The organism is Bradyrhizobium sp. WYCCWR15520 (genome assembly GCF_056174665.1).
The window spans coordinates 206479-226710 of sequence record NZ_JBWBWM010000012.1; the positions used below are offsets into that span (position 1 = coordinate 206479).

Consider the following 20232-nt stretch of genomic DNA (forward strand, 5'->3'; position numbering starts at 1 on the left):
AATTTGACTTTCAGTCTGGATTGATGCGGCGATGAAATTCTCCGAATACCTCAAACCTGCGCTCGGAACGGCCTTCGTTGCCGTTGTGGCCGTTGGTTATTACTGGTTCGAGCACCGTCCTCGTGCCGAACCAAAGGACACGCCGGGCCAGGCGCTGGTGATCGTGACCAAATCCACCAATGCCTGCTTCTCCGACATGGTCCGCGTTACCGGCTTCATCGTGCCGCGCCGCGAGGCTCAGGTCGGCGTCGATCAGGAAGGCTCCCGGGTCACCGATCTGTTCGTCAAGGAAGGCGATACGGTCACCGAAAACCAGGAGATGGCGCGCCTCACTGCCCCGCCGCAAATGCCAGGCGCCCCCGCCGGCCGGCCCGGACCGGTCTCGCTTCGCGCGCCGGCGGCCGGCCTTGTTACCGAGGCCCGGACCGCGATCGGCGCGCCGGCTTCGCCCCAGGCGGGTCCGATGTTCCGCATTTCCGTGAACAATGAAATCGAGCTCGAAGCCGAAGTGCCGAGCGTTCATCTGCTCAAGCTCAATCCGGGTGCCACGGTGCGCATCAGCCGTGACGACGCGCCCGATGTCGTCGGCAAGGTCCGGCAGATCTCGCCGCAGATCGATCGCACCACCCAGCTCGGCAAGGTGCGGATTTCGCTCAACAACAATCCCTCGCTCAAGGTCGGCATGTTTGCCCGCGCCAATATCGACGCCAAGCGCTCCTGCGGCGTCGCCGTCCCGCGCACCGCCATCGACCGCCTGACCCTGCAGGTGGTCAAGGGCAACACCATCGAGACTCGAAAGGTCCGGGTCGGCCTGACTTCCGAAACCTCAACTGAAATTCTTGAAGGCCTCGACGTCGGCGAAATCGTCGTGGCCGATGCTGGCACCTCGCTGCATGACGGGGACCAGGTCAAGACCATGTTCGCCGACGAACTCGAGCGCACGCGGGCACGCTAATGGCTTTGAACATCTCGGCTTGGTCGATCCGGAATCCGCTTCCATCGATCGTCTTTTCAATCATTCTCCTGGTCCTGGGCTGGGTCAGCTTCACCAAGCTCGCGGTGACGCGGCTGCCAAGCGCCGACATCCCCGTGATTTCGGTCGCGGTCGCGCAGTTCGGCGCGGCTCCGGCCGAGCTGGAAGCGCAGGTCACCAAGACCATCGAGGACGGCGTATCCGGCGTCGAGGGCGTGCGGCATATTTCGTCGTCGATCACCGACGGGCTCTCGGTAACCACGATCCAGTTCGCGCTGGAGACCAACACCGATCGCGCGCTGAACGACGTCAAGGATGCCGTCACCCGCGTCCGCGCCAACCTGCCGCAAAACGTCAACGAGCCGCTGATCCAGCGCGTCGACGTGATCGGCCTGCCGATCGTGACTTATGCCGCGATCTCGCCCGGCAAGACGCCGGAGCAGCTTTCCTATTTCGTCGACGACGTCGTCAAACGCGCGCTGCAGGGCGTGCGAGGCGTGGCGCAGGTCGAGCGCATCGGCGGTGTCGAGCGCGAGATCCTGGTGTCGCTCGATCCCGACCGCCTGCAGGCGGCCGGCTTGACGGCGGTCAACGTCAGCCAGATCCTGCGCGGCACCAATGTCGACCTCGCCGGCGGCCGCGCCGAAATCGGCAAGAACGACCAGGCGATCCGCACACTGGCCGGCGCCAAGACGCTGAACGAACTCGCCGGCACCATGATCCCGCTGTTCGGCGGCGGCGAGGTACGGCTCGACGATCTCGGCACCGTCACCGACACCATCGCCGACCGACGGACCTTTGCCCGCTTCAACGGCGAGCCGGTGGTGGCGCTCGGCATCAAGCGCTCGAAGGGCGCCAGCGACGTGGTGGTCGCCGCCGCGGTGCAGAAGCGCATCGATGCGCTGAAGGTTGCCTATCCCGACGTCGACCTCAAGCTGATCGACACCTCGGTCGATTTCACCAAGGGCAATTACGATGCGGCGATCTCGACCTTGTTCGAGGGCGCAATCCTCGCGGTGATCGTCGTGCTGCTGTTCCTGCGCGATATCAGAGCCACCATCATCGCCGCGATCTCGCTGCCGCTGTCGATTTTCCCGGCGTTCTGGGCGATGGATCTGCTCGGCTTCTCGCTGAACCTGGTGTCCTTCCTCGCCATCACGCTGTCGACCGGCATTCTGGTCGACGACGCCATCGTCGAGATCGAGAACATCGTGCGCCACATACGCATGGGCAAATCGCCCTATCGTGCCGCGCTGGAAGCGGCCGACGAAATCGGCCTCGCCGTGATCGCGATTTCGCTGACCATCATCGCGATCTTTGCGCCCGCCAGCTTCATGTCAGGGATCGCCGGGCAGTTCTTCAAGCAGTTCGGCATCACCGTATCGGTGCAGGTGTTCTTCTCGCTGCTTGCCGCCCGCTTCGTCACACCGGTGCTCGCCGCCTATTTCCTGAAGGATCACCCGCACGACGACCCGCCGCCTGGCCGTATCCTGCAAACCTACGCCAAACTCGTGACCTGGTCGGTGAAACACTATTTCATCACCGTCTTGATCGGCTTCGGCGTGTTCGCGGCCTCGATCTGGAGCATCACGCTGCTGCCGCAAGGCTTCCTGCCGGCGCAGGATACAGCGCGCTCGCTGCTGGCGATGGAGCTGCCGCCGGGTTCGCAGCTCGCCTACACCGAGAAGGTGACGGAAGAAATCGTGGCGCGGCTGCGCAAGCGGCCCGAGGTGAAGAGCATCTTCGTCGACGGCGGACGGGTGCCGCCCGGGACGCAGGAAGTTCGCCGCGCTGCGCTGATCATCAATTACACGCCGAAGGCCGATCGCAAGATAACCCAGCGGCAGCTCGAACTCGAGATCGGCCAGGAACTGGAGAACGTTCCCGATATTCGGTTCTGGTTCCTCGACGAAAACGGCTTGCGCGCGATTTCGCTGGTCGTCACCGGTGTCGACAGCAACATCGTCAACAACGTCGCCAGCGAGCTGGCGACGCAGATGAAGCGGATTCCGATCATCGCCAACGTGATTTCGGAAACCTCGCTCGACCGGCCGGAACTGCGCATCCGGCCGCGAGCAGAACTGGCGGCAAGGCTTGGCGTCTCCACCGAAAGCCTGTCGCAGACGATCCGCGTGGCCACCATCGGCGACGTCGGTCCGGCATTGGCGAAATTCGATGCCGGCGACCGTCAGGTGCCGATCCGCGTCCAGCTCGAGGACAGCGCGCGCAGCGATCTGCAGATGCTGCAGCAATTGCGGGTGCCACTCGGACAGCGCGGCGAACGCGGCGGCGTGCCGCTGTCGGTTGTCGCCGACATCCAGCTCGATCAGGGGCCGACCAGCATCAACCGTTACGATCGCGAACGGCAGGCAACTGTTGCCGCCGATCTCGTCGGCAACGCAGCGCTCGGCGACGCCACCAAGAAGATCTACGACCTTCCGGTCATGAAGAGCCTGCCGAAAGGCGTGAAGGTGAGCCCGTCGGGCGACGCCGAGAGCCTGAACGAATTGTCGGAAGGCTTTGCCACCGCCATCACCGCCGGCCTGATGATGGTCTACGCAGTGCTGGTGCTGCTGTTCGGCACCTTCCTGCAGCCGATCACCATTCTGTTCTCGCTGCCGCTCTCGATCGGCGGCGCGATCGCGGCGTTGCTGCTGACCGGCAAGCAGCTCACGACGCCGGTGTGGATCGGCATCCTGATGCTGATGGGTATCGTCACCAAGAACGCCATCATGCTGGTCGAATTCGCGGTCGAGGCAATCCGCGAGGGCAAGAAGCGCGAAGACGCCATGATCGACGCCGGCATGAAGCGCGCGCGCCCGATTGTGATGACGACGATCGCGATGGCCGCGGGCATGATGCCTTCTGCGCTCGCTTTCGGCGCCGGTGGCGAATTCCGCTCCCCGATGGCGCTCGCCGTGATCGGCGGCCTGATCTTCTCCACCATCCTGTCGCTGGTGTTCGTGCCGGCGATGTTCATGGTGATGGACGATCTCGGCGCCCTGTGCTGGCGCTTCGGCCAGAAGCTCCTGGTGTCAAGCGGCGAGACGGAGACTGGCGACCACGGATCGGATCACAAGGAGCCACCGGCCAAGGGTCCGCCTTCAGCGCCGCCGGCGATGTGGCCTGCGGCGAAGTAGAGGTGCGGCACCTCAAGCGACCCCGTTAGCGATCGCTTTTCCACGCTCTCCGGGATATTTGCCGGATATCTCTATCGCGTCACGCGCGCGATAGAGCCTACTCGTTCCTCGCTACCGCCGTCAGCTTGGTCATGTTCTGCAGCAGGATCCGGCCGCGCTGCAGGTCGAGAATGCCGTCCTTGCGCCAGAGCTGCAGTTGACGGTTGACGCTTTCGCGGGCGGCGCCGACGAAGACGCCGAGTTGCTCCTGCGAGATGTGCACTTCGGAGCCGAAATCGGAAGCCAGTGCACAGAGCCGTCGCGCCAACCTAACCGGCAGCGGTTGCAGCACGGACTCTTCCATTCGCTCGCTCTGCCAGCGGATACGCTGGCACAAGAGCATGATGATCTTGATCGCGACCTTGGGCTCGCGCTCCAGGAAGGCGAGGAAATCCTCGCGCCGCAGCACGAACAGTTCCGACGGCTCCCCGGCGGTCGCGTCCGCGGTACGGCTCTGGCCGTCGAGCACGGCGACCTCGCCAAAGAGATCGCCGGGACCCATGAAATTCAGCGTCAGGCGGCTGCCGTCGGAGGCGCCGGTTTCGATCCGGATCTGGCCGCGGCGGACCCCGTACAGGGCATTGCCGGGATCCCCCTTCTGGAACAACATTTCGCCGACGCCGAGCTGCTGGGTGTGGCAAAGGCCGGAAATGCGCTGCAATTCGTCGGCGCCCAAATCGGCGAACATCGGGTTCATTTTCAAAATGACCGCAAATTCGGCCTGTTTGCTCATTGTATTGCCTTCCAGATCGGCTTTACCGCCCCCGAACGCCGTTAGCAGGTTTCTCCTGCCGGCGAGTGTGTCATAAGTCACATAAGTTTGCAGCACCTGCGGAATATTTTTGGCTGCTTTGGGCGCTATCCCTTCCGGGATAAGCTCGCCTGACCGGTTGCGACGGCGTGTCGAACCACCGAAATAAGAGCCGTTTGCGCGGTCTGGAATATCGATATGAAAGCACTGAAAATTGCCGGCGCCGCCATTGCCGCCGTGATCGTCGTCATCGCGCTGCTGCTGGTGATCGGCGTCCCCTCCGGCTACCTGACGGCGCAGATCCAGGAGCGGGTCGAGCGCGAGACCGGCTACAAGCTCGCCATCAATGGCGGCGCCAGGATCGGCCTGTGGCCGCAGCTCAATATCCGGCTGAACGACGTCACGCTGGAGAATCCCAGGGATCGCGACATCAATCGCCGTTTCACGGCCGCGAGCATCGAGGCGGACGTGACGCTTGCGAGCCTGTGGGCCGGCAAGCCGCAGATCACCGACCTCGTCATCATCCGCCCCGTGGTGCATCTGCCGCTGCAACGCGAGCGCGCGAGGGACGCTACTCCTGCCACGAAGCCCGCGAGCGGCAAGTCCGCTGATGCCTTTTCGATCGAGCATGTCAGCATCACCGGCGGCACCATCGTGCTCTCCAATGTGCGCGATCGCGTCGAGAGAAGGATCGAGACCGTCAACGCCGACATCACTGTCGATGCCGACCGCAAGGTCGTGCTGACCGGCAGCGGGCGCAGCAGCGGCTCTCCGCTGAAATTCGAGGTCAAGGCGGCGCTGCCCGCAGCACCGGTCGAGCGGCAGAACATCCCGGCCGAGATCAAGATCGACGCGCCCGGCCTGCTGACCGCGCAGCTCACGGCCAAGGCCGAAGCCCGGCTCAACGGCTCGGTCGTGATGATCAACAGCGTCACCGGCGCGCTTGGCGACGGCGCATTCAACGGCTGGGCCTCGGTCGATCTGTCGAGCAAGCCGCTGGTGAAACTCGATCTCGATTTCCAGCGCCTCACGGTCGAGATGTCGCGCAGCCCCGATTCCTCGGCGCAGCCCTGGAGCAATGCGACGATCGACGTCAACGGCCTCAATTACGTCGACCTGCAAGCGCGCATTTCCGCGGCCGAACTCAAGATCGGCGACGCGCGCTTCACCCCCGCCGCGATCGACGCCAACCTTACAAGCGGTGTCCTGAAGGCGCAGGTTTCCAATCTCGGCGCCTACGAGGGCAGCGCCAGCGGCGACCTGACCGCCGACGTCTCCACCGCCACTCCCACCTATGCGATGCAGGCCGATCTCACCGGCGTGCGCGCGCTGCCGCTACTGAGCGGCCTTGCCGATTTCGACAAGCTCGACGGCAAGATGCAGGCGAAGATCAGCGTGCGCTCCTCCGGCATCAGCCAGCGCGCGATCATGTCGAACATGGCCGGCACCGCCTTCGTCGTGTTCCAGGACGGCGCGATCAAGGGGCTCAATGTCGCGCAGATGATCCGCTCGCTGACGGCGAGTACGCTGTCGGGCTGGCAGGAGAGCGCGGAAAAGGCGACGGATCTGTCGCAATTGTCGGCGTCGTTCAGGATCGACAAGGGCCAGGCGCAGACCACCGATCTCAACCTCGTCGGGCCGCTGGTGAAGATGACCGGCGTCGGCACCATCGATCTCGGCACCAAGCAGATCGGTTTTCGCGTCGAGCCAAAACTCGTGATGACCACCGAAGGCCAGGGCCGCGCCGGCGATCCGGTCGGGTTCGGCATTCCCGTGATGATCGAGGGCCCGTGGGGGAGCCCACGGATCTATCCGGAGATGCAGGGCATCCTCGACAATCCGGAAGCGGGCTATGCCAAGCTGAAAGAAATGGGCAAGGGCCTGTTCGGGCCCAATGGCGCCGGGCTTGGCGCTGCGATCGGCAACCTGCTCGGCGGACAACCCGGGGCGGCCGGCGGACAGGGCAATACACCTGGCGCCGGTCAGGCCGGCAAGCCGAACGAGCCGCTCGGCGGCCAGCTCGGCGAGACCATCGGCAATCTGATTCAGCAGGGCTTGAGCGGATTAGGACAAGGCCCGGGCGGCGCGCGGCCGGGTGGTCAACGCAGCCTGACTCCGACCTCGCCAGCCGAGGCGCCAACCCAGGCTGCGCCACCCCAAGCCGCGCCGGCCGAGCCTGCCGCTCCCGTGCCGCCCGGCGATACGACCGCGCAGCAGGACAGCCAGCCGATGAACGAGGTGTTACGGCAGTTGTTCAATCGGTGAGTGCGGCCCTGCCTCGCCCCGCGCCCGGCCGCGACGACGAATCCCACGATTTTCTGCCTGGAATCGTGGCTAACCATGCTGGCGGACGGGCCGCCGGTCCTGTCAATTCGTGCTAAACAGGCCCTCATCCGGGGCGCCAATTGTGGCATGCCCCACAAGCGACGAACGGATGCGCGCGCTATTCTGGGCGTGGCGCACGAGGGTCCGGATGAGCGAGGGCAAGGACAGGGTCTGGTTTCTGCGCGAGGGGCTGTTCGCCAAATACGTCGTCGCGCTGGTCGGGCTCGTCGTGTTCGTGCTGGCCGTCAACGGCGCGATGGAAATCTGGATCACCTATCGCGGCATCAAGAGCTCGCTCCACGACGGCATGTCGGACAAGGCGGAGGCGACCGCCAAGCGCATCCAGCAGTCGCTCTCCGACCTTGAGCGGCAGATTTCCTGGGTGACGCGCGCCAGCGCCACCAAAGACAGCGAAGCCGCAACGCTGGAGCTCCGCCGCGCCGACTACGCCCAATTGCTGCGTCAGGTTTCTCAGGTCAGCCAGCTCTCGCTGCTCAATGCCCAGGGCCGCGAACAGCTCCGCATGACGCGCCAGATCGTCACGCCTGGCAGCAACGCGGACTTCTCCCGGGACGTCAGGCTGACCGAGACCGCCGCACGCGGCACCAGTTTTGCCCCGGCCTACTTCCGCGGCGAGCGGCCGTTCATGTCGATCGTGCTGTCGCATGCCGACGGCGCCGTCACGGTGGCCGAAATCGATCTTGATTTCCTCTCTGAATTTCTGATCGACGCCCAGATCGGCAGGGTGGCGTACGCCTATGTCACGGACGCCAGGGGCGACGTGCTGGCCACTTCCTCGAACGGGCCCGAGGTCGGCAAGAATTTGTCGAAGCTGCCGCAGGTCCTGGCCGTCAGCAAGCCCGGCGGCGTCGCGCCGGCGTCAGGCACCGATGTCAGGGGCGACGCCGTGCTGACGACATCGAGCGTGGTGCCGAAACTCGGCTGGCGCGTATTCTTCGAGCAGCCGACGGCGCAGGCGCTGACACCGATCCGCGACCAGCTGGTGCGGATCGCGCTTCTGATCGGGCTCGGCCTCGTGGTCGCGATCATCGCCGGCACCATCATGGCGCGGCGCATGCTGGTGCCGATCACGGCGCTGCAGGCCGGCGCGCGGCGGCTCGGCGCCGGCGATTTCGGCCACCGCATCGAGGTGAAGACGGCGGACGAGCTGGAGGAGCTCGCCAACCAGTTCAACGGCATGGCCGGGCAGCTCGCCGAGACCTATTCGAACCTCGAATCCAAGGTCAAGGAGCGGACGCGGGACCTGGCGCAATCGATCAACGAGCTCAAGGTGCTCGAGGAGGTCGGCCGCGCGGTCGCCTCCTCGCTCGACCTCAACGCCGTGCTGCCGACGGTCGCCGCGCGCGCGCTCGAAATCACCCATGCCGACGCCGTGCTGATTTATGGCTATGACGCCGGCAATCATCAGTTCAACCTGACGGAGGCGATCGGCATCGACAAGGACGCCGAGGGCCGCCACCGCGCCATCGACGCTGACCACTCGCCGCTCGGCGAAGCCGCGACCAGCGGCGAGCCGATCGCGATCCCGCAGCTCAGCGCGATATCCGAACATCCCCTGCGCGACGTCGCAGTTGAGGCCGGCTTCCATTCGGTGCTGGTGGTGCCGCTGGTCGATCAGACCGGCATTCTGGGATCACTGGTGGTGCTGCGGCGGAACGAAGGCGACTTCTCCGCCAATTTGATCGGACTGATGAAGACGTTTGCGCACCAGGCGGTGCTGGCGATGCGCAATGCGCGGCTGTTCACCGAAGTGGATCACAAGAGCCGCGAGCTTCAGGACGCCAACAGCATCGTGAGCCAGCAGGCCAGCAAGCTGCAGGAGCAGACCGACCAGCTCCGCGACTGGAACAGATCGCTGGAGGAGCGGGTGGAGACGCAGCTCGCCGAGATCGAGCGCATCCGGCGGCTGGAGCGTTTCCTGGCGCCGCAGGTGGCGCAGCTTATCGCCTCCTCCGACGGCCATGCGGGCCTGCTCGACAGCCACCGCCGCGAGGTGACGGTGGTGTTCTGCGATCTGCGCGGCTTCACCGCGTTCACCGAGACCACCGAGCCGGAAGAGGCGATGAACGTGCTGCGCGAATATCACGCAGCGCTCGGCGAACTGATCTTCAAATATGAGGGCACGCTCGACCGCTATGCCGGCGACGGCGTGATGATCCTGTTCAACGCGCCGATCCAGTTCGACGACCACACCGCGCGCGCGGTGCGCATGGCAGTCGAGATGCGCGACACCGTCGGCGGGCTGACCGAGAAGTGGCGCAACCGCGGCCACAATCTCGGCTTCGGCATCGGCGTCGCGCTCGGCTACGCCACCCTCGGCCAGATCGGTTTTGAGCAGCGCCTGGAATACGCCGCGATCGGCAGCGTCACCAATCTGGCGTCGCGGCTGTGCGACGAGGCCAAGGCCAACCAGATCGTGGTGAGCCGTCGCGTCTACGGCATGGTGGAGCAGTGGGTCGAGGGCCGGCCGATCGATGATCTGAACCTGAAGGGATTCAATCATCCGATCCTGGCGGCGGAGATCGTGAGCTGGCGCGAGGCGGTGGATAATGTGGTGGATGCAGCGGCGGCGCGGCGGAAGAAGATGCAGTAGCTGCTTTGCAGGGTAGGTAAAGCGAAGGCGTGCCTACCATTCCCTCGGGAGCGTGACGTTGCACGGTGGGGGCACGGCTCCGCTTTGCCTGCCCTACGAGGCTGTTGCGGCCGTCCAGCAAAAAATATGGAAAACAACCCCATGCAAAGTAGCCGGCGACTGCCGGCGTGATGCCAGGCTGCATCAGCTCTCGACGCTGGCTTGCAAAAACCCAGATCGGACTTTTTCCTATCGCAAGGCGCGCTGAAGCAACTGAAGAAATTAGCTGCCATAGGATGGGCAAAGCGCAAGCGTGCCCACCAAGCTATGAACGTGGGAGAAGATGGTGGGCATGCGGAGCCTGTCATCGGGCGCGCATTCGCGCGACCCGTTGGCTTTGCCCGCCCTACGAATCCTACGAACGTTCCGTCGCCCCATCCCTCAATGCCACCCCGGCTGCTGCATTCGCGCGCGGGTCTGCGCCAGGTCTTCAAGGTTGCTGTCGATCTGCGCGCGGCATATGCCGAAATCCTTGAGCTCGCGATCGTCGAGCCTGTGCAGGGCTACGCGCGCGGCGTGGCGCTCGTGGCGCGCGATCACCGACGCAATGAAGCGGTTGATGAGACGGCGCAGGTGCGCCGGCCAAAGCGCAGGTCTCCAAGCAAATGGCCTGGTGGCGGAGGTCGGAATGGTGCTCAGCATCGTCATGGCAATTTTCTTTCAAAGAGTAGCCGGAACCCGGCGATCTTGCCGGCCCCCTCTCTATCGAAGGCCTGCTGCCAGCATGGTGTCAGCAGGCTTCGGCGCGGCAACGAGCACCGGACACGGCTGCGTGATGGATCCAAATAAGCAAGCGATGCACCGCAACGCCGGCAGGGCCAGCCCGCCGGCGACGCAAGGCGCAGCGCGTCAGGCCACCTTTCGGCCGGCCGCGAGATCCTTGACGGCTTCCGTGGTCACCGGCTGACCGCCGATGCCCCAATCGCCGCTCGCGACTTCGGAAATCTTGACCCAGGTGACGCCGCGCATGTTCTCGCCTTCGATCGACACCATGGCGTCCGTGAGCTTGCTGATCATCTGGCGCTTCTGCTCGGCATTGAACACGTTCTCGATGACGTGAACCTCTATCAATGGCATGTCGTTCTTCCTGCTCTTACTTTTGACGCGTTTTCTTCACGCGAACCGGTATCCACTTCGCTCGAAAACGCTCTGGACCTCGCGGAAGCGAGGGCAGCGTCAACATGCCCGTGACAGTCGGCGAAGACTTTTAGACAGCTGTGATTTACCGTCCATATCCGCTTGAGATATCGCCGCGCAGCTATTGCAGACCTCAATTATCGCAAGCCCGCGCGCCGAAACCCTTCCAGGTAATGCGCCTTGTCCGCCTCGTGCTCGAACGGCAATCCGGTCGTCAGCCAGGCGAGCGAGATGTTGGGCTGGGCGCGGCGGAGGCCCTCGAGCGCAGCCTTGGCGGCGTCAGTGCCGCCGGCCATGCCGAGGGCAGCGGTCAGCACGCGGTGGGCGCCGACAAAGTCGGCGCGCTGCCGCAGCGCTTCGCGCGACAGCCGAATCGCCTCCGCGTAATTCTTGCCGACATACTGGCAATAGGCGGCGACGCCGCAATAGATCGCGGCAAAGGGATCACGGGGCGAGAATTTCAGTGCCTCGCGCGCGGCACGATCGCCCTCCTCCCAGCGCCCGCGATAGGAAAGCGCAACGCCGTAAATGCCGCGAGCGGGCGAGAAATTGGGGTTGAGCCGCAGTGCCAGTTCGAATTCGGCGATGCAATCATCAAAACGTCCCTGGAACAGATAGACGCTGGCGAGCGCATAGTGCGCCCACGCGTCCTCACTGTCGGCCCGGATCGCCGCCAACGCCGCGCGTTCCGCGACCGGAATGACCTTGGGCAATTCCTGCCAGCCCATATGGGCGCTGAATGTATGGCAGGCCGCAAGCAGGCTGAGCGCCTGGCCGTAAGCGGGATCGACAGCGATCGCCTTTTCCAAAAGCGCCTGCGCGACCAGATTGTCCTGCCTCGTCACGCGCCAGTAATGCGACAGCGCCCGCATCACCAGGTCCCACGCATCCATATTGTCAGGCGTCTTGCGCCGGGCCCTAAAATCCTCGGCGGCGTAGAGCTGCGGCTCGATCGCCGCCACGACGGCCTGGGTGATTTCATCCTGCACGGCGAAAACGTCGGCGAGATTGCGGTCGTAGCGCTCCGCCCAGAGGTGACTGCCGGTTGCCACGTCGACCAACTGGGCCGTGATGCGGACGTGGTCGCCATCCTTGCGCACGCTGCCTTCGACGACGTAGCCGACACCGAGTTCCTCGCCGATCTGCCGGTGGTGGACGGATTTCTGCTTGTAGATGAACGAGGAGTTCCGCGCGATCACGTAAAACCAGCGCAGCTTCGACAGCGCGGTGATGATGTCCTCGCTGATGCCTTCGGAAAAATATTCCTGCCCCGGCTCGCCGCTGAGATTGGCAAACGGCAACACCGCAATCGCGGTTCGGTCAAACGCCTGATGTGGCGGGTGCAGCGGCTCGCCGGTGAGGTCGAGCTGGGGCGAACCCGCGTGCACTTCACCAGCGCCGGGCTGCGGCTGCACGTCGCCGACGAAGCGAAAGCCTTTTCGCGGAAGCGTGCGGATCATGATTTGATCCTTGCCGCTGTCGCCGATCGCCCTGCGCGCGGCGTTGATCCGGCTCGTCAACGTGGATTCGGAGACGATGCGGCCATCCCACACCGTCTCGATCAGATCGTCCTTGGTGACGACGTGGTCGCGGTTTTCGATCAGGTGAACCAGGAGATCGAACACCTGCGGCTCGACCGCCACGCTCTCGCCGCCGCGGGTCAGCTCGCGAAGATCGACATCAAGCACATGGTTTGAAAAATGAAATTGCACGGCTTCATCCCGGTTAAATCATCCTAGATCACTTCGTCCCGCAAGCGAGGGTAGAGCGAATTTACTTTCAGGAATGTGTGAGAAATCTCACAGAAGAAGAAATCTCACTGAAAAATCAGGATCCTCTCAAGGCAAAATCAGCCCGGCATCACAGTCTTTAGGTCCTGACAGGGCCATGTTCGGTTCATGCGGCCCGCTTTCGTGGCCGCATGATCCAGATAAGGAGACACCGATGGCCGCCCAAACCGCGATCGCAGCGACCCAAACCCAGACCGATTCTGCCCCCGCCCCCGACCTTGCCGCCCTCAAGACGCGTCAACAGGCCGCATGGTCGTCAGGCAATTACGCCATTGTCGGCTCGACGCTGCAGATCGTCGGCGAAGAACTCTGCGAGGCGCTCGATCTCAAGGCCGGCTCAAAGGTGCTCGATGTCGCCGCCGGCAATGGCATGGCGAGCCTCGCCGCGGCGCGGCGGTGGTGCGACGTCACTTCGACCGATTACGTGCCGGCACTGCTGGAGCGCGGCCAGGCGCGCGCTGCCGCGGAAGGCATGCAAATCGAATTCAAAGAGGCAGACGCGGAAAACCTGCCGTTCGACGACAACAGTTTTGACACGGTGCTCTCCACCTTCGGCGTCATGTTCACGCCGAACCAGGACCGCGCGGCCGCCGAACTGATGCGGGTCTGCAAGCCCAAGGGCCAGATCGGCCTGGCGAACTGGACGCCGGAAGGCTTTATCGGACAGGTCTTCAAGACGCTTGGCAAATATCTGCCGCCCCCCGCCGGCGCCAAATCGCCGGCGCTGTGGGGAACGCGCGCGCGGCTGACCGAAATGTTCGACACTGATGCGCGCGCGATCAGGGCGGAATCGCGCCTGTTCAAGTTCCGCTATCGCTCGCCGGCACACTTCCTCGACGTGTTCAAGACGTATTACGGCCCGGTGCTGAAAGCCTTTGCAGCCCTCGAGCCGGCAAAACAGGAAGAGCTGCATGACGATCTGAATGCCCTGATCGTTCGCATGAACAGATCCAGCGACGGCACGATGGTCGTGCCCAGCGAATATCTAGAGGTGGTCATCACCAAGCGCTGAAACGTCCGCTCCGGTGATTCAAGCGGGGTCCTTCGCATGGCCCCGCTGGTGACGTCCCATCTACAAATCAGGATTATTCCGATGACGAATGTAATTCAGATTTCGCGCGCGGAGCGCGACAAGCCTTGCGTCGTGGCTCTGCATTGCTCGCTCGGCTCGGGCCGCCAGTGGAAGGCGCTCGCCGATGAACTCGGGCGCAGTCATTCATTTTTCGCCCCCGATATCTCGGGCTATGGCGCCAATGGATGCGCCCTGGATCTGCCCCTGACGCTCGCGGAAGAAGTCCGAGCCTTAAGCGGCACGCTCAACGACGCGAAGGGGCCCATCCATCTCGTCGGCCATTCCTACGGCGGCGCGATTGCGTTCAAGATCGCGACCCGTTCCCCGTTCGCGCATCGGGTGCGAAGCCTGACGCTGATAGAACCGGTTCTGCCGACGCTGCTGTGCGAGAGCGATGCGGACCGGCGGTTGCACGCGCGTTTCGCGCAGGTCGCGCGTGACGTTTCCGAAGACCTCTGGAACGGATCGGTGCTCGAGGCGATCGACATGTTCACCGCGTTCTGGAACGGCTCCGGTCCTCAGGACCCGCTGCCGGCCGGCGCGCGCCTTCGCATGGTCGAGCGCGCCCACAAGCTCGCTTTCGATTTCAAGGCAGCGTTCGCCGAAGAAAACGTCGCGGTCGCGGCGGCCTCGCTTCGCGTTCCGACGCTGCTGTTTTCAGGCGGGCTGTCGCCCTACCTCACCCAACGCATCGTGCAGCGGCTCGGTGCGATCATTGATGGCGCCGAGGTCCGGCATTTATCGGCCGCCGGCCATATGCTCCCGCTCACCCATGTGTCATCAGTCAATCCCGCGATCGTGCGGCACATCGCTCGCGCGGATGAACTGGCTGGCGTTCCGCTGGCGCTCGAGGGGGCGCCGGCGGAGGCTGCCAGCCTGGCGGAAGGGTGACATTCTTGGCGCTTGGCTGCGAGGCGCGCTTTCTGATATTCCAACACCCTGAATTTGAGAGGGAATTGCCGATGCCCGCCTTTGCCGCGCGCGACCTTGCACCGAAACTCACTGCCCTGATTACCGCGGGCATGATCTGTCTTTCCACCACCCCCCTGCTCGCCGCCGACGAGGACGCCGCCCCGAAAGGCGCCGCCGTCACCGTGCTCAAGGCCGCGAAATCCTGTTTCGCCAATATCGTCGAGGTCTCCGGCACCATCATTCCGCGCGAGGAGACGCAAGTGCGGCCCGAGCGGATGGGGCTGAAGGTGACCGAGGTGATGGTGGATGCGGGCGACAGCGTCAGCGCGGGCCAGGTGATGGCGAAGCTGAGCCCGCCGGAGGGCGGGTCGATCTCGGTGCAGGCGCCGGTGGCGGGCGTGATCTCGGCGTCCACCGCGTCGGTTGGCGCGATGGCCTCCGGCAAGGGCGATGCGCTGTTCTCGATCATCGCGCGCGGCGAGTTCGACCTGGTCGGCATGGTGCCGACGCGCGATATCCAGAAGCTGCAGGTGAACCAGACCGCGCGGATCAAGGTGATCGGCGCCGGCGAGGTCGACGGCAAGGTGCGGCGGCTGTCGACCACGGTGGAGCCGAACAGCCAGCTCGCGCAGGTGTTCGTCGGCGTCACCACCAACCGCCGCCTGCTGGTCAATTCATCCGGCCGCGCGCAAATCAAGACCGGGCAGAGCTGCGGCGTCGCGGTGCCGCTGACCGCGATCCTCTACGGCAGCGCCGGCACCGTGGTGCAGGTGGTACGGCGCGCCCGCGTCGAAACGCGGCGGGTGGAAACCGGGCTGATGGCGGCCGGCCAGGTCGAGATCACCTCGGGCCTGCAGGAAGGCGACATCGTGGTGGCGCGCGCCGGCGCGCTCTTGCGCGAGGGCGATCCGGTGCGGGCAGTGACGGCGAGCGCGGACGCGAAGTAGGCGGGTCGATAATCGATTGCTCTCAGTAGAGCCGGCGAACGCCGGTGCGCTCCCTCTCCCGCTTGCGGGCTCGCAGGAAGGAGAGGGAGAGCACCTGCTTTGCGGCAGCAGCTCGTTTCGCAATGAGATGATGCCCCCCGCTCAGTAGTGCGCGGCGACGAGCGGCTGCGGGGTGAAGTGGTAGTTCACGCCGAACTTCACGAGGTGCAAGTCCTGGTTGATCTTGCTGGCCGTCGCGTTGAGCTGGGTGCCGGCGCCGACCCCCCCGCCCGAAGCGATCCCGTTGAACTGGACCTGCTGCGCGAACATCCTGATGTAATCGTATTCGGCCTTGACTGACCAGTTCGGCGCGAAGGCATATTCGGCGCCGGGGCGCCACTCCATCCGTCGCCGCTGCGAAAGCAGGGACGTCGGGGACGGAGACGGGCGCGACGGCGCCGTTACCCGCCGATGCGGACGTCTTCCAGCAGGGACGAGGAAACCTGCGGCACCTGCTCGCCGTCGGAGGCGCGGGAGACGGAGATGCGGGTCTTGTTGAAGGCGCTGGCCGCGCCGGACTGCGAATTCAGATTGTTGAGCAGCTCGGTCACCAGCACGCTGTACTGGCCCTTGCCGTCGTCGGCGACCTTGCCCGGCGTGGCCGAGGTCAGGATCAGCGCGTTCTCCGGCGCCGAGATCGGCGCGAGGCCATGCGAGTAGGAGCGGAAGCGGCGCTCATAGGGGTTGCGGCGCGAGGCGTCGACGACGACGAGCTTGGCCTTGGCGCCCTTCTCGGTCATCGTATCAAGCACCTGCTCGATGCTGACGCCGTCGCGGCGAACGTCGCCTTCCTTCCAGATCGCGGCATCGACCGGGATCATAAAGCTCTCGCGGCCGACCTGGACGCCGTAGCCGCCGAAGAACAGCATCGCCACGGTGTCCGGCTTGATCTTGTCTTTCAGGCGGGCGACGGCGCGGGCCATGTCGTCCTTGGTGGCGTCCTCGACCACGTCGACGTCGAAACCCTTGGCACGCAGCGCAGCCGTGAGGCCGCGAGCGTCGTTGATGGGCTGGGACAACGGCGCTGACGCATCCGGATAATGGCCGTTGCCGATCACCAGCGCGACGCGGTTGCCGGTGGTGCCGATCGAGCCGGTCTGCTCGGTGCCGATCGCCTTGGCAACGTCGAGCGAACGCTTGTTCAGCGCGGCATGGGCGCCGATCGCCAGCGACACCAGGCCGACGAACGCCACGGCAATGGTGACGCTGCGGCGGGAAATGTGGAGCTGACCGAGGTTCATCGCGTTACCATTCCCAAGTTTCTGTCTGAAGGCGCCAAGCAAGACGCGCCAGTTAGTCGCGTGAGCAGCATTCAGGTTTGAAGGGGTTGCAAGGTGTGTGCCGTCCAATTGCGCTCAATTTGCGGCACCGCAACAACCCGGCTTTTAGCCTGTCAGCCCCTCCCGAACAACCTCATTTGATGCATGGAGCCGCCCGCGACAGACTATGGATAAAGGTTAAGATTTCCTATGTGACCTACATCACCGTTTGTGTTTTCTGCGGATTTGTATAGTTTTCAAGGGCTTGCAGGCCCGATCCGGCCGGCGGTGGCCGCGTTAAGCTATTTGCCATGCTCAACGCGGCCCTCCCTTCACCGTTCCGGCGGAAAGAAACTGCATGGGTTTTCACACCATCGCCGGCGCCGCATTTCGGGCGCTGACCGCGCGGAAAGACGGCCCGTCGCTCTACGACGTCTGCGATCCCGTGCTGCTGAAATACCGCGGCGGCGACCCGCATCTGGGGAAGTTCTATCGTACCGCGCTCGGCAACCCGGCGCTGCGGCCGCTGCTACGGCGGACCGGGCATCCGGCCTTGCGGGACGAAAAACGGCTCGGCGCGCTGCGCGAGGCGCTGGTCCGGGCCCGCGACGATGCCGAGCCGGACTGGGCCGCGGTTGGGCAGCCGATCGCCGAGCTGATGGCCGACATCGACGTCCGCCACCCGTCCCCGCCCCACCTGAAGGCGCCGGCGCAGATGCCCGACGCCGGCGAGATCGACCGGGTGATCCGCCGCTGCGGCGCGCATTTGCTGCGCTCGTTCGCCAAGAACGGCTTCATCCCGACCTATGCCGCCTTCAACCTGATCGGCGACCCTGACATGGGCGGGCGCGAAATGCTGATGGCGCTGACGGGGTTGAATTCGCGCGGCTACAAGAACTCGACGCTGCTGTTCAGCCTCGCCCGCATCTTCATCGCGCATTCGCCGGCGCGCGCGCTGATCAACCCGCCCTGGAGGGGGATCGCCGAGCCGATGTGGGAACCGGTGCAGATCCGCCATCGCTCGGCCTATTATGACGCCTTCTTCACCGAAGCGCTGCTGAGCTACCTCGAGACCGGGCTGGCGTCGGCGGAAGAGACCGCGGCCTCAAAGCGCGCCATCGACGAGATGGTGGATTTCTGCCTGAAGACCTCGGCCGAGGAAGTGCCCTCGCATGACGGCTCGACGGTGCGGGTGATCACCGCGCTGGCGCCATTGCCGCATCCGCGCTTCTCGCGCTTCTTCGCCCAGATCAAGCAGGACTTGGGCTTCGGCATCTACGTGCCGGATTGCGACACTACCGCGTGCTCGTTCTCGGCAGCGACGCAGGCCGGCTCGACCGATCCGATCCTCGACCAGCCGCTCCTGGACTTCTACCGCGGCTACCAGGTGCGCGAGGGCGCCAACGAGCCGCGCGTCACCGTGCCCCTCAACGACAATATCGATTACGAGGGCGGCGTCGTCACCTGGATCGACAATATCAAGGGCGAGCGCCCCTACGGCAACGACCTCGATCCCACGCTCAATCTCGACATTCTCGAAGTCTCTTTTCGCAATCTCAAGCGCTGGAAGATCCTGGAGACGCCGCAGCGGCTGGAGACCGTGCATCGCATCCTCGGCTTCCAGCGGCGGCTCGCCGAAAGCGGCGCCTTCGCCGAGCCGCGCTCGCACATCTATTACCTGCCGGAATTGTACTCCGCCTATTTCGGCCGCTGCCATGCCGCGTTCATGGCATTGCCCGAGGCCGCGCGGCGGGCGATCGATCCGAACGGCGCGTTCGAATTTATCCGGGGCAAGGTGCTCGACTATGTCGAGACTGAGCTGATCGCGCGCGAGATGAACCCGTTCGACGCCGCGCTGGCGCTGATGGCGCTGGCGCATCTCGGCGCCGACGTCTCGACGTTTGCGCCGGCGCTCAACTGCATCGTTGCCCAGTTCGGCGAAGGCGGCCGACATGGGCCGTACCGCGCCTATGAATGGAACAAGATGAAGACGCCGACGCGGATCCTGGTCGGCGGCCCGGAAGTGACGTCAGCGTTCGTGCTGATGGGCCTGGCGCTGGCGAAAAGGGCGATGGCGAAGAAGTCGTAGTCGTAGGGTGGGTTAGGCGAAGCCGTAGCCCACCACCTCAGGCGCGGTGCAAGTTTCGGTGGGTTACGCTCCGCTAACCCACCCTACGATTCCGATGACGGGAAGTTGAAAGCGATGCGACGTCCCTGCACTGGCAAGCTGGCCCCATTGTCCGCACAATCCGCATCATTGCTTTGCCGGGATTGCCGATGAAACTACGGACGTTGCTTGCTGCCATCGTGCTGCTCTCGCTCCCTGCCGTCTCCCACGCGGCCGACATCACCGGCGTTCCGAAAATCCGTGAAGGCGATCAGCTCCAGATCGGCAACCACCGCATCCGTCTCGGCGGCATCGACGCGCCGGCCGTCGATCAGCTCTGCCTCAATACCAAGGCCGAGCGCTGGACCTGCGGCGCCGCCGCGCGCGACGAGCTGACAAAACACTTCGGCAACAAGAGCTGGACCTGCCAGACCAGGGGCGCGGTCGATCGCCGCGGCCGCATCGTGGCGCGCTGCCAGGCGGACGGCGAGGACATCCAGAAATGGCTGGTGTCGAACGGCTGGGCGCTGGCGCTGACGCGGATCTCGCGCGATTACGAGGCGGACGAAAAGGCCGCGCGCGAAGCCAAGGTCGGGATGTGGCAAGGCGCGTTCATCGCGCCGTGGGATTGGCGCATCCGCAACAAGAAGACCACCATTCTCGGCGCCGTCACACCGCCGGAAAATGCCAGGGCGGTCCTGCTGGCATCGGCATCCGGCCCGGTCGCGCCATCGCCGGACTGCACCATCAAGGGCAACGTCAACCGCTCCGGCGAATGTATCTATCATCAGCCGACCAGCCGCTGGTATGCGAAGATCGAGATGAAGATTTCAAAGGGCACGCGCTGGTTCTGCTCGGTTGAGGAGGCCGAAGCCGCCGGCTGTCGCGAGACGCGGCGGTAGTTTTTTTCTTACCTCGCCCCGCTTGCGGGGAGAGGTCGGATCACATCGACAGATGTGATCCGGGTGAGCGACTATCTGGTTTGTCAAGTTGCATTGGCATACGCGGTTCGCGCGTCGCGAGCTTTTGCGTTGAGCCTGACGAGGAGCTTGCGGGCAAGGGCAATGCGAACGACCATTTTCTCCTTG

At 64.5% G+C, this 20232-nt stretch carries 15 protein-coding genes and 1 pseudogene; 9 read left to right on the top strand and 7 right to left on the bottom strand.

Features of this window, described 5'->3' with window-relative positions; translation table 11 throughout:
• The first annotated feature begins 31 nt into the window (after nucleotides 1-31).
• Both AC0QUY_RS15985 and AC0QUY_RS15990 read left to right on the top strand, forming a co-directional pair.
• Nucleotides 32-955, top strand: a complete 924-nt coding sequence (locus AC0QUY_RS15985; RefSeq protein WP_161850711.1) for an efflux RND transporter periplasmic adaptor subunit — start codon at nucleotides 32-34, stop codon at nucleotides 953-955.
• Complete coding sequence (locus tag AC0QUY_RS15990) at nucleotides 955-4113, top strand: efflux RND transporter permease subunit (protein ID WP_475387525.1); 3159 nt, start codon at nucleotides 955-957, stop codon at nucleotides 4111-4113. The genes AC0QUY_RS15985 and AC0QUY_RS15990 overlap by 1 nt, the downstream gene beginning before the upstream one ends.
• 97 nt (nucleotides 4114-4210) lie before the next feature.
• Here AC0QUY_RS15990 and AC0QUY_RS15995 read toward each other — a convergent pair whose 3' ends face one another.
• Nucleotides 4211-4885, bottom strand: coding sequence for a Crp/Fnr family transcriptional regulator (locus tag AC0QUY_RS15995; protein WP_161850713.1), 675 nt, complete (start codon nucleotides 4883-4885; stop codon nucleotides 4211-4213).
• 216 nt (nucleotides 4886-5101) lie between these two features.
• Here AC0QUY_RS15995 and AC0QUY_RS16000 point away from each other — a divergent pair, with 216 nt between their 5' ends.
• Nucleotides 5102-7168, top strand: coding sequence for an AsmA family protein (locus AC0QUY_RS16000; protein WP_475387526.1), 2067 nt, complete (start codon nucleotides 5102-5104; stop codon nucleotides 7166-7168).
• A 208-nt stretch (nucleotides 7169-7376) separates the two neighbouring features.
• The gene (locus tag AC0QUY_RS16005; RefSeq protein WP_475387527.1) at nucleotides 7377-9842 is read left to right on the top strand and encodes an adenylate/guanylate cyclase domain-containing protein; all 2466 of its coding nucleotides are present in this window, start codon (nucleotides 7377-7379) and stop codon (nucleotides 9840-9842) included.
• A 420-nt stretch (nucleotides 9843-10262) separates the two neighbouring features.
• Here AC0QUY_RS16005 and AC0QUY_RS16010 read toward each other — a convergent pair whose 3' ends face one another.
• The 3 genes from AC0QUY_RS16010 to AC0QUY_RS16020 form a co-directional block, all read right to left on the bottom strand.
• Complete coding sequence (locus tag AC0QUY_RS16010) at nucleotides 10263-10529, bottom strand: DUF1127 domain-containing protein (protein ID WP_475387528.1); 267 nt, start codon at nucleotides 10527-10529, stop codon at nucleotides 10263-10265.
• A 201-nt stretch (nucleotides 10530-10730) separates the two neighbouring features.
• Nucleotides 10731-10958 carry a tautomerase family protein gene (locus AC0QUY_RS16015; RefSeq protein WP_161850716.1) on the bottom strand — a complete coding sequence of 76 codons (228 nt, stop codon included), beginning with the start codon at nucleotides 10956-10958 and terminating at the stop codon, nucleotides 10731-10733.
• 197 nt (nucleotides 10959-11155) lie between these two features.
• On the bottom strand, nucleotides 11156-12730 hold the full coding sequence (locus AC0QUY_RS16020) for a winged helix-turn-helix domain-containing tetratricopeptide repeat protein (RefSeq protein WP_161850717.1): 1575 nt from the start codon (nucleotides 12728-12730) through the stop codon (nucleotides 11156-11158).
• A 232-nt stretch (nucleotides 12731-12962) separates the two neighbouring features.
• On the opposite strand from AC0QUY_RS16020, the gene AC0QUY_RS16025 reads away from it, so the two are divergent.
• The 3 genes from AC0QUY_RS16025 (at nucleotide 12963) to AC0QUY_RS16035 (ending at nucleotide 15739) form a co-directional block, all read left to right on the top strand.
• Entirely contained in the window at nucleotides 12963-13820 is an 858-nt protein-coding gene (locus tag AC0QUY_RS16025) for a class I SAM-dependent methyltransferase (protein ID WP_475387529.1), read from the top strand.
• Nucleotides 13821-13901: 81 nt separating this feature from the next.
• Nucleotides 13902-14771: an alpha/beta fold hydrolase gene (locus AC0QUY_RS16030; RefSeq protein WP_475387530.1), complete on the top strand. Its 870-nt coding sequence runs from the start codon at nucleotides 13902-13904 to the stop codon at nucleotides 14769-14771.
• A gap of 71 nt (nucleotides 14772-14842) precedes the next feature.
• Nucleotides 14843-15739: an efflux RND transporter periplasmic adaptor subunit gene (locus AC0QUY_RS16035; protein WP_475387531.1), complete on the top strand. Its 897-nt coding sequence runs from the start codon at nucleotides 14843-14845 to the stop codon at nucleotides 15737-15739.
• 141 nt (nucleotides 15740-15880) lie between these two features.
• Here the strand turns inward: AC0QUY_RS16035 and AC0QUY_RS16040 are convergent, their stop codons facing one another.
• On the bottom strand, nucleotides 15881-16123 hold the full coding sequence (locus AC0QUY_RS16040; RefSeq protein WP_475387532.1) for an outer membrane protein: 243 nt from the start codon (nucleotides 16121-16123) through the stop codon (nucleotides 15881-15883).
• Nucleotides 16124-16179: 56 nt separating this feature from the next.
• Nucleotides 16180-17019 (bottom strand): caspase family protein, encoded by an 840-nt coding sequence (locus AC0QUY_RS16045; protein WP_161850721.1) that lies wholly within the window; start codon nucleotides 17017-17019, stop codon nucleotides 16180-16182.
• A 376-nt stretch (nucleotides 17020-17395) separates the two neighbouring features.
• Here AC0QUY_RS16045 and AC0QUY_RS16050 point away from each other — a divergent pair, with 376 nt between their 5' ends.
• Both AC0QUY_RS16050 and AC0QUY_RS16055 read left to right on the top strand, forming a co-directional pair.
• On the top strand, nucleotides 17396-19126 hold the full coding sequence (locus AC0QUY_RS16050) for a hypothetical protein (RefSeq protein WP_475387533.1): 1731 nt from the start codon (nucleotides 17396-17398) through the stop codon (nucleotides 19124-19126).
• Nucleotides 19127-19314: 188 nt separating this feature from the next.
• Complete coding sequence (locus tag AC0QUY_RS16055; protein ID WP_475387534.1) at nucleotides 19315-20046, top strand: thermonuclease family protein; 732 nt, start codon at nucleotides 19315-19317, stop codon at nucleotides 20044-20046.
• 83 nt (nucleotides 20047-20129) lie between these two features.
• Here AC0QUY_RS16055 and AC0QUY_RS16060 read toward each other — a convergent pair.
• A pseudogene (locus tag AC0QUY_RS16060) lies at nucleotides 20130-20232 on the bottom strand (IS110 family transposase); the annotation flags it as partial.

What these genes read in the sequence shown, in the direction of transcription:
- AC0QUY_RS15985 (WP_161850711.1), top strand. Translation starts at nt 32, where the DNA reads ATGAAATTCTCCGAATACCTCAAACCTGCGCTCGGAACGGCCTTCGTT.
- AC0QUY_RS15990 (WP_475387525.1), top strand. Translation starts at nt 955, where the DNA reads ATGGCTTTGAACATCTCGGCTTGGTCGATCCGGAATCCGCTTCCATCG.
- AC0QUY_RS15995 (WP_161850713.1), bottom strand. Translation starts at nt 4,885, where the DNA reads ATGAGCAAACAGGCCGAATTTGCGGTCATTTTGAAAATGAACCCGATG.
- AC0QUY_RS16000 (WP_475387526.1), top strand. Translation starts at nt 5,102, where the DNA reads ATGAAAGCACTGAAAATTGCCGGCGCCGCCATTGCCGCCGTGATCGTC.
- AC0QUY_RS16005 (WP_475387527.1), top strand. Translation starts at nt 7,377, where the DNA reads ATGAGCGAGGGCAAGGACAGGGTCTGGTTTCTGCGCGAGGGGCTGTTC.
- AC0QUY_RS16010 (WP_475387528.1), bottom strand. Translation starts at nt 10,529, where the DNA reads ATGACGATGCTGAGCACCATTCCGACCTCCGCCACCAGGCCATTTGCT.
- AC0QUY_RS16015 (WP_161850716.1), bottom strand. Translation starts at nt 10,958, where the DNA reads ATGCCATTGATAGAGGTTCACGTCATCGAGAACGTGTTCAATGCCGAG.
- AC0QUY_RS16025 (WP_475387529.1), top strand. Translation starts at nt 12,963, where the DNA reads ATGGCCGCCCAAACCGCGATCGCAGCGACCCAAACCCAGACCGATTCT.
- AC0QUY_RS16030 (WP_475387530.1), top strand. Translation starts at nt 13,902, where the DNA reads ATGACGAATGTAATTCAGATTTCGCGCGCGGAGCGCGACAAGCCTTGC.
- AC0QUY_RS16035 (WP_475387531.1), top strand. Translation starts at nt 14,843, where the DNA reads ATGCCCGCCTTTGCCGCGCGCGACCTTGCACCGAAACTCACTGCCCTG.
- AC0QUY_RS16040 (WP_475387532.1), bottom strand. Translation starts at nt 16,123, where the DNA reads ATGGAGTGGCGCCCCGGCGCCGAATATGCCTTCGCGCCGAACTGGTCA.
- AC0QUY_RS16045 (WP_161850721.1), bottom strand. Translation starts at nt 17,019, where the DNA reads ATGAACCTCGGTCAGCTCCACATTTCCCGCCGCAGCGTCACCATTGCC.
- AC0QUY_RS16050 (WP_475387533.1), top strand. Translation starts at nt 17,396, where the DNA reads ATGGGTTTTCACACCATCGCCGGCGCCGCATTTCGGGCGCTGACCGCG.
- AC0QUY_RS16055 (WP_475387534.1), top strand. Translation starts at nt 19,315, where the DNA reads ATGAAACTACGGACGTTGCTTGCTGCCATCGTGCTGCTCTCGCTCCCT.